The 7,942-nt window shown below is 74.0% G+C and carries 8 protein-coding genes and 1 tRNA gene; 8 read left to right on the plus strand and 1 reads right to left on the minus strand.

The genetic code is table 11. The features are described 5' to 3' along the window. The 5 genes from ACFWA9_RS36885 to ACFWA9_RS36905 form a co-directional block, all read left to right on the plus strand. Positions 1-156: acyl-CoA dehydrogenase family protein (locus ACFWA9_RS36885; protein ID WP_324923934.1), on the plus strand; the 156-nt coding region annotated here is incomplete at its 5' end. 77 nt (positions 157-233) lie between these two features. Next, the gene (locus ACFWA9_RS36890) at positions 234-980 is read left to right on the plus strand and encodes a TetR family transcriptional regulator (RefSeq protein WP_329486967.1); all 747 of its coding nucleotides are present in this window, start codon (positions 234-236) and stop codon (positions 978-980) included. 237 nt (positions 981-1,217) lie between these two features. Next, a complete protein-coding gene (locus ACFWA9_RS36895; protein ID WP_380393540.1) occupies positions 1,218-2,612 on the plus strand; it encodes a chloride channel protein in 1,395 nt (464 codons plus the stop codon). Positions 2,613-2,696: 84 nt separating this feature from the next. Next, positions 2,697-2,966 carry a hypothetical protein gene (locus ACFWA9_RS36900; protein ID WP_329486965.1) on the plus strand — a complete coding sequence of 90 codons (270 nt, stop codon included), beginning with the start codon at positions 2,697-2,699 and terminating at the stop codon, positions 2,964-2,966. 49 nt (positions 2,967-3,015) lie between these two features. After that, positions 3,016-4,266 (plus strand): SWIM zinc finger domain-containing protein, encoded by a 1,251-nt coding sequence (locus ACFWA9_RS36905; protein WP_380393543.1) that lies wholly within the window; start codon positions 3,016-3,018, stop codon positions 4,264-4,266. Between the two features lie 173 nt (positions 4,267-4,439). Here the strand turns inward: ACFWA9_RS36905 and ACFWA9_RS36910 are convergent. After that, positions 4,440-4,527: transfer RNA gene (locus ACFWA9_RS36910), tRNA-Leu, on the minus strand. A 291-nt stretch (positions 4,528-4,818) separates the two neighbouring features. On the opposite strand from ACFWA9_RS36910, the gene ACFWA9_RS36915 reads away from it, so the two are divergent. From ACFWA9_RS36915 to ACFWA9_RS36925, 3 genes are all read left to right on the plus strand, one after another. Continuing rightward, the gene (locus tag ACFWA9_RS36915) at positions 4,819-6,165 is read left to right on the plus strand and encodes a M20/M25/M40 family metallo-hydrolase (protein ID WP_329486963.1); all 1,347 of its coding nucleotides are present in this window, start codon (positions 4,819-4,821) and stop codon (positions 6,163-6,165) included. A gap of 259 nt (positions 6,166-6,424) precedes the next feature. Beyond that, positions 6,425-6,667, plus strand: coding sequence for a chaplin (locus ACFWA9_RS36920; protein ID WP_380393546.1), 243 nt, complete (start codon positions 6,425-6,427; stop codon positions 6,665-6,667). Between the two features lie 346 nt (positions 6,668-7,013). Next, positions 7,014-7,841 (plus strand): chaplin, encoded by an 828-nt coding sequence (locus ACFWA9_RS36925; RefSeq protein WP_352297232.1) that lies wholly within the window; start codon positions 7,014-7,016, stop codon positions 7,839-7,841. Positions 7,842-7,942 lie beyond the last annotated feature (101 nt).

Genomic DNA, 7,942 nt, shown 5'->3' on the forward strand with positions numbered 1-7,942 from the left:
ATGGAGATCACGACGGACGCGGTGCAGTTGCTGGGTGGGTACGGGTACACGCGGGACTACCCGGTGGAGCGGATGATGCGGGACGCGAAGATCACGCAGATCTACGAGGGCACCAACCAGGTCCAGCGGATCGTGATGGCCCGCAACCTGCCGTAACGGCCGCGGGCGGGGTGCCGCGGGCACCCCGCCGCACACCTGGCCCGGCTGTTCGAAGCCGGTGCTATGTTCCGGGAATGAGCGAGAAGGAAGAGCAGGACCAGCCCATGAACGACGGTCCGCCGAAGCCGGCGATGCGTGAAGCGCTCGTCGCCGCCGCCTTCGAACTCTTCCTGGAGCGGGGCTTCGAACAGACCACGATCGACGACATCGTCTCGCTCGCCGGAGTCGGCCGGCGCTCCTTCTTCCGCTACTTCCCGGCCAAGGAGGACGTGGTCTTCCCCGACCACGAACGCAGCCTCGCCGAGATGACGGAGTTCCTGGAGTCGGGCACCGGCGAGGAGGACCCGGTCCGGCACGCCTGCGACGCCGCCCGCCTCGTCCTGCGGATGTACGCCGAGCAGCCGTCCTTCTCCGTCCAGCGCTACCGGCTCACCCGCAAGGTGCCCGGCCTGCGGGCGTACGAGCTGTCGGTGGTCTGGCGCTACGAGCACATGCTCGCGCACTACCTGCGCGGGCGCTTCGCCGCGCGGGCCGACGGGGCCCTGCGCGCCGACGTGATCGCGGCCGCGGTGGTCTCCGCGCACAACCACGCGCTGCGCACCTGGCTGCGCTCCGGTGGCGAGAGCGACTGGACCACCGAGGTGGACGCGGCGATGGCCTTCGTCACCGGCACCTGGAGCGACCGGCCGGCCGAGGCGGTGCCGGACGGCGAGGCGGACGACGTCGTGGTGCTGGTCGCCAGCCGCCGGGCGCCGCTCTGGCGGATGGTGCAGGGCATCGAGAGCGCGCTGGAGGAGTCCCGCCAGGTCCCGCAGGCCTGACGGGCCGCGGCCGCGGCCCCGGCGCGCGGCGCCGACCGCGGACCGCGGCCCGACCCGGGCACCCGCTCGTCCGTACGGCGCCGACCCCGGGCACCCGCTCGTCCGTACGGCGCAACCCGCTCGGGGCGCGCCGCGCCGGAACGCCGACCACCGCGCGGGCGCCGGTACCGCGGGCGAGACTCGGTCCCAGGACGGGACCGGGCAGCGGCCGGCTCCGGTGAGCGCGAAGGAGCGGGCATGCCCGAGCAGACCGGTCGGCCCGTCGGCGGACCCGACGCCGTGCGCGCGGTACTGCTGAAGAAGGGCTACCTGGTCCTCCTGCTGATCTCGGCCGTCGTCGGCATCCCCGTCTCGCTCGCCGCGTTCGGCTTCGTCAGCCTGGAGCACGAACTCCAGCACTGGGTCTGGGAGAGCCTTCCGGACAGCCTCGGCCTGGACCGGGCGCCCTGGTGGTGGCCGCTGCCCGCGCTGCTGCTCGCCGGTCTGCTGCTCGCCCCGATCGTCACTCGGCTGCCCGGCCGCGGCGGCCACGTCCCGGTGGACGGACTCGGCGGTCCACCCACCCTCCCGATCGCCGTACCCGGCGTGGTGCTGGCGGCCCTGGCCTGTCTGCCGCTCGGCGTCGTGCTCGGTCCCGAGGCGCCGCTGATGGCCCTGGGCAGCGGCCTCGCCCTGCTCGCCGTCCGGCCCGCCTGGCTGACGGCCAAGCCCCAACTGGGGCCCGTGCTCGGCGCGGCCGGCTCGGCGGCGGCGATCTCCACCATCTTCGGCAGCCCGCTGGTCGCCGCCGTGATGATCATCGAGGGCGCCGGCCTCGGCGGGCCGCAGCTGACGGCGCTGATCCTGCCGTGCCTGCTGGCGAGCGGCATCGGCGCGCTGGTGTTCACCGGCTTCGGCCACTGGACGGGGCTGTCGATCGGGGCCCTCTCGCTGCCCTCGGAGCCGCCGTCCGGCGTCCCGGACCCGGGTGACTTCCTCTGGGGGGTCCCGCTCGCGGTCGTGGTGGCGGCGATCTGCGTGACCGGCCGGCTCCTCGGCAGCCGGGTCAAGGGGTACGTCACCGGCCTCCCGGACCGGCCCGCGCCGACCCGGCGGGCGACGGCCGTCCGGACGGTGCTCTGCGCCGTCGCCGTCGGCGCCTGCATCACCGCGTACGCGCTGCTCACCGGGCGCTCGCCGGAGGAGGCCGCGCTCTCCGGACAGGCCACCCTCGGCGAGCTGGCCGCCGATCCGGCGTCGTGGCCGGTCGGCGCGCTGCTGGCGCTGCTGGTCTGCAAGGCGCTCGGCTGGGGCATCGCGCTGGGCAGCCTGCGCGGTGGTCCGATCTTCCCGGCGCTCCTGATCGGCGCGACCCTCGGGATCGCCTGCGGGCCGCTGCCCGGTTTCGGCTTCGCCCCGGGGCTGGCGGCCGGCCTCGCCGCCTCCGCCGCCGCGGTCACCCGACTGCCGGTCACCAGTACCGTGCTCGCGTCGGCACTGCTCGGGGCCGACTCGGCGAACTCGATGCCGCTGCTGATCGTCGCCGCGGTGACGGCCTTCGTGGTCGCCGAGACGATCCACCGGGTCGGCCGCCGCCGGGCCGGGGCCGCGCCCGCCGGCGGGACCCCGCCGGAGCGGTGGGCCGAAGGCTGACGGGCGCCCGCCCGCGTCCCGGCGCCCGTCGTCCATCCGGGTGAGCCCCGGATTCACCGGCCGAGACGTGGGCAGTCTCGCTCCGTGACCACTTCTGCTCCCCGCCGCCGGCGCCGCCGCTCGGCCGCCCCGCACCGGACGCCGGCTCCGGCGCACACCTTCGCCCCGAAGCACACCTCCGCCCCGGCCACCGTGCCGGGCCCGAGCGCGCCGGCCTCCCCGCGCGGGCCCGCGACCGCCACCGCGGCACCGCGCTGCTGCGCGGTCTCCACCACCGAGCACCGCTCCCTCGGCGGGACCATCATCCGCACCCACCGCCACCACCCGGCCTGCCCGGTCTGGGCGGCCCGTTGAGGCGACCGAATCCGGTCGGCCGGCCGGTGCCGTTTGCTTGAATGACAGGGTGACGAGCAGCGCCGGATTCACCGAGGACGACCTGAGCGGCCTGGCCGGGCCGCGCTCCTTCGAACGGGGCCGGGGCTACCGGGACGCGGTCGCCGAACTCGACGTCGGGGCGGAGCGGTTCACCGCGGTCGTGAGCGGCACCGAGGCCTACGAGGTGGTGCTCGAACTCGACGCGGAGTACGGGCTGTCGGGCGAGTGCGACTGCCCCTACGGACTCGACGGCAACTTCTGCAAGCACTGCGTCGCGGTGGGCCTGGTGGTGCTGGAGAAGTGGCACGAGCTGCCCCGGCTCAAGGCCGAGGCGACGGCGCGGGCCGGCAGCCTGGAGTCCTGGCTGGGCTCGCGCTCGCGCGAGGACCTGCTGCTCCTGGTGCGCGAGTTGATGGACGGCGACCGGACCCTGCGGCGTCGTCTGGAGCTCCGGGCCGCGACCGCGCAGGCCGATCCCGCCCAACTGCGCTCCCGGATCACCGATCTGCTCGCGGTGGGCCGCTTCAGCCACTACGGGTACGTCGAGTACGCGGACGCCCAGGCGTACGCGCTCCAGGCCGGCGAGGCGGTGACCGCCGTCCGCGCGCTGACGGCGGAGGGGCAGGCCGGGCAGGCGATCGCCCTGGCGCGGGAGGCGATCCGGCTGCTCGGCCGGGCGTACGACCGGATCGACGACTCCGCCGGGTGCGTCGGCGGGGTCGCCGCCGATCTCGACGAGGCCCACCTGGAGGCCTGCCGGTCGGCGCCGCCGGACCGCGCCGAGCTGGCCGACTGGCTGGTCGACCGGCTGCTGGGCGGCCACGACCACCTGGTGGAGGCGGAGCTGGCGGACTACCGCGACCTGCTGGGCGGGCCCGGTCTGCGCCGGGTCCGGGAGCGGGCGGAGGAGGCCGCCCGGCGCAGTCCCGCCGGCCGGGCCGAGAAGGACCTGATGAAGCAGCTGGCCAAGGCCGAACGCGCCCTCGCACGGGCGGCCGGCAAGGGCGTCCCGGGCCCGAGGCCGCCGGCCGGACCGGGCCCCGGCGACCCCGGTCGGCCCGGGGACGTCCTGGAGGGGTACCGCCGCGCGATCGAGCGGCTCGGTCCGCTCACCGGCGACGCCCGCTACCGCGAGCTGGCCCGGCTGCTGCTGGAGGTCCGCTCCTGCCACCGGGCACTGGGGACGGAGCCGGCGTTCGCGGCCGAACTCGCGGCCCTGCGGGCCGACCACCGGCGCAAGCGCAACCTCCTGCGGATCCTGGACGAGCACGGCCTCTGACCAGCCATGGCGGCCGTTCCGGTCCGGCGGCGCGGGCGGGCCCGGCGGCGGACGTACGGGGGCGACCTCCCCGGCGGCGGTCGCGGAGACCTCACGCGGTGACCGCCCCGCCGGGCCGGGGGCCCACCGTGCCCGGGAAACGCAGAAGACCCCTGATCAACAGGGGTCTTCGTTGGTGTCCGAGGGGGGACTTGAACCCCCACGCCCGATAAAGGGCACTAGCACCTCAAGCTAGCGCGTCTGCCATTCCGCCACCCGGACCGGGTGTTGTCTCCGCAGCCTCGTCGGCCGCGCTGACAGATGTAACTGTAGCAAAGATCGGCTTGCGCTCCCAAAACGGCCCCGGATCGCCGGGCAGGGGCGGTGACCTGGGCAAGGGGTGCTCTGTGGCGGGGGTGTGACCAGCGGATTTCGCCTCGGTTCCCGGGGGCCCGCGGGGTGGATACGGCTGGGGGCCTGGGGGAGGATGGGCGGACGTGCTCGTACGCCCGGGTGCAGGTCCCGGGGGTAAGGCGCCGGTGCGTCGGTGCGGGCCAGAGACGAGGAGTGACCGTGAGCGAGCGGAGCGAGTCGACGGCGGGGCGGGCGGCGGCGCCGAAGGTGACGGCCGAGTCGGAGGTCGCCGGGATCTGTCGCGACCTGATCCGGATCGACACCAGCAACTACGGCGACGGCTCGGGCCCGGGGGAGCGCAAGGCCGCCGAGTACGTCGCGGAGCAGCTCGCGGAGTTCGGCATCGAGCCGCAGATCTTCGAGTCCGCCAAGGGGCGGGCCTCGACGGTCGTCCGGATCGAGGGCGAGGACCGTTCGCGTCCGGGCCTGCTGATCCACGGGCACACCGACGTCGTGCCCGCCAACGCGGCGGACTGGACGTACGACCCGTTCTCCGGCGAGATCGCGGACGGCTGCGTCTGGGGGCGCGGCGCGGTCGACATGAAGGACATGGACGCGATGACGCTGGCCGTCGTGCGCGACCGGCTGCGGACCGGGCGCAAGCCCCCGCGGGACCTGGTGCTGGCCTTCGTGGCGGACGAGGAGGCGGGCGGTACCTACGGCGCCCGGTACCTGGTCGACAAGCACCCGGACCTCTTCGAAGGGGTGACCGAGGGCATCGGCGAGGTCGGCGGCTTCTCGTTCACCGTCAACGACCAGGTCCGGCTCTACCTGGTGGAGACGGCTGAGAAGGGCATGCACTGGATGCGGCTCACGGTCGAGGGCCGGGCCGGGCACGGGTCGATGGAGAACGACGACAACGCCATCACCGAGCTGTGCGAGGCGGTGGCCCGGCTCGGGCGGCACACCTTCCCGCTGCGGATCACCAAGACCGTCCGCGCCTTCCTGGACGAGCTGTCCGACGCGCTCGGCGTGCGGCTCGACCCGGAGAACATGGACGAGACGCTGCGGGTGCTGGGCGGCATCGCCAAGATGATCGGCACCACGCTGCGCAACACCGCCCAGCCGACGATGCTCGGCGCCGGCTACAAGGTCAACGTGATCCCCGGGCAGGCCACCGCCCACGTGGACGGGCGCTTCCTGCCCGGCTACGAGGAGGAGTTCCTGGCCGAGCTGGACAGCGTGCTCGGCCCGCGCGTGAAGCGCGAGAGCCTGCACTCGGACAAGGCGATCGAGACCAGCTTCGACGGTGCGCTGGTCGAGGCGATGCAGAGCGCCCTGCAGGCGGAGGACCCGATCGCGCGGGCCGTGCCGTACTGCCTGTCCGGCGGGACGGACGCCAAGTCGTTCCAGGACCTCGGCATCCGCTGCTTCGGCTTCGCGCCGCTGCAGCTGCCGCCGGAGCTGGACTTCGCCGGGATGTTCCACGGCGTGGACGAGCGGGTGCCGGTGGACGGGCTCAAGTTCGGCGTGCGGGTGCTGGACCGCTTCATCGACGCCTGCTGAACGACCCTCCCGCCCGCGGGACGACGGCCCGCTCCCGGGGTTCCGGGGGCGGGCCGTCCGCATTGTCCGAGCTAATGATTTGGGACCGGGAAATGGAGATCGAGAGAAACGATTCTGCCGGTATCCACGGATCGATCATCCGTGCGGGTCATCACCGTTGCGGGTGAATGGGGAAAAGGTTCCGTACCCCGTTTGCCACACCGTCGTTCACTCCTATGCAGCCCGCCGAACGGGTTGCGCTGCTCATACAGGAGGAATGATGAAGGTCAAGAAGATCGCCGCCGTTGCCGCTGCCACCAGTGGCCTGGTGCTGGCCGCCGCCGGTGTCGCGTCCGCCCACGGCGGCGCCGCCGCCAACGGTGTGGCGGCCGGCTCCCCGGGCGTGGTCGCGGGCAACCAGGTTCAGATTCCCGTGCACATCCCGGTGAACCTCTGCGGCAACACCGTCAGCGTGATCGGCGTGCTGAACCCGGCGTTCGGCAACCACTGCGCCAACTTCTAAGGCGCCCGCGCGCTGAGCGCACGATGACCGGATGACCGGTCGACGGGTCGACCGGCCGGTGGGGCACCGGCCGACAGGTCGACGGGCCGATCACCGGATCGACTCACTTGGCCCCCGGGTGGCGGACGCGCCACCCGGGGGCGCTTGTGCGTCCGGACCCGGCCGGGAATCGGCGGGCCGTCAGCCTGTTGTCGTGCCTCACTCGATCGGGTGAATAGGGTTCTTTCGGCTCAACCTCGCCGCTTGCGCCTCGTTGTCTCCTGTGCACTCGAAGACCTTTCCCGTTCGTCGGAAATTCCGACTTTCGGATAGGTCATCACGTCGTCTCGATACGTCAGGGGAAAATATGAGGAATGTAGCCAAGAAGGGGCTCCTCACGGCCGTGGCCACCGGCAGTGTCCTGGCCTCGACCGCCGGCTACGCCTACGCGGGCGCCGAGGCGCAGGGGGGCGCCGCCGGTTCGCCGGGCGTGGCCTCCGGCAACTCGGTGCAGGTACCGGTCGAGGTGCCGATCAACGCCTGCGGCAACACCGTCGATGTGATCGGCGTGCTGAACCCGGCGTACGGCAACCACTGCGCCAACGTCAGCGGGCACTCCGGCGGCGGCCACAGCGCCTCGGGGTCGTCCGCCTCCGGTGCGGCGGCGGGCTCGCCCGGCGTGGTCTCCGGCAACAGTGTCCAGGCGCCCGTGCACGTCCCGGTCAACGCCTGCGGCAACTCGGTCGACGTGGTCGGCGTCGGCAACCCGGCCTTCGGGAACGCCTGTGGGAACGAGGGCTCGTCGGTGGCCACCACCCCGCCCGCCAAGCCGGACGAGGACTGCCCCGAGGAGCACGGCTCGCACAACCCGCCGCCGCCCACCGGTCAGCCGTCCACACCGCCGTCGCACCCGGGCGGCGGTGAGACCACGCCCGGCAACCCCCGGACGGGCAGCCCGTCCGCCACCACCCCCGCGGCGCCCGGTGCGACCACTCCCGCGACGACCACCGCGGCCGGCGGCGGCCAGAGCGGTCAGGCCGTGCCGGCGTCGGCGCGCACCGCCGCTCCCGAGGCGGCCGGCAGCCAGCTGGCCTCGACCGGTGCGGGCGGCACCGAGCTGCTCGGCGCGGCCGGCCTCGCCCTGCTGCTCGGCGGCGGCGTGCTCTACCGCCGCGCCCGCGCCGGCGCGCGCTGAGCATCGACCACCTGCCCGGCGTCGACCACGTGCCCGGCGGGTCGCTCCCGCTCGGGGCGGCGGGGCGGACGCCGGAGCGGGCTCCGGCCTGAGTGAGCGGC

The sequence above is a fragment of the Kitasatospora sp. NPDC059973 genome (genome assembly GCF_042737525.1).
Lineage (GTDB): Bacteria > Actinomycetota > Actinomycetes > Streptomycetales > Streptomycetaceae > Kitasatospora.

Coding starts and splice junctions, on each gene's coding strand:
- ACFWA9_RS36895 (WP_380393540.1), top strand. CDS start 1,218: ATGCCCGAGCAGACCGGTCGGCCCGTCGGCGGACCCGACGCCGTGCGC.
- ACFWA9_RS36890 (WP_329486967.1), top strand. CDS start 234: ATGAGCGAGAAGGAAGAGCAGGACCAGCCCATGAACGACGGTCCGCCG.
- ACFWA9_RS36920 (WP_380393546.1), top strand. CDS start 6,425: ATGAAGGTCAAGAAGATCGCCGCCGTTGCCGCTGCCACCAGTGGCCTG.
- ACFWA9_RS36925 (WP_352297232.1), top strand. CDS start 7,014: ATGAGGAATGTAGCCAAGAAGGGGCTCCTCACGGCCGTGGCCACCGGC.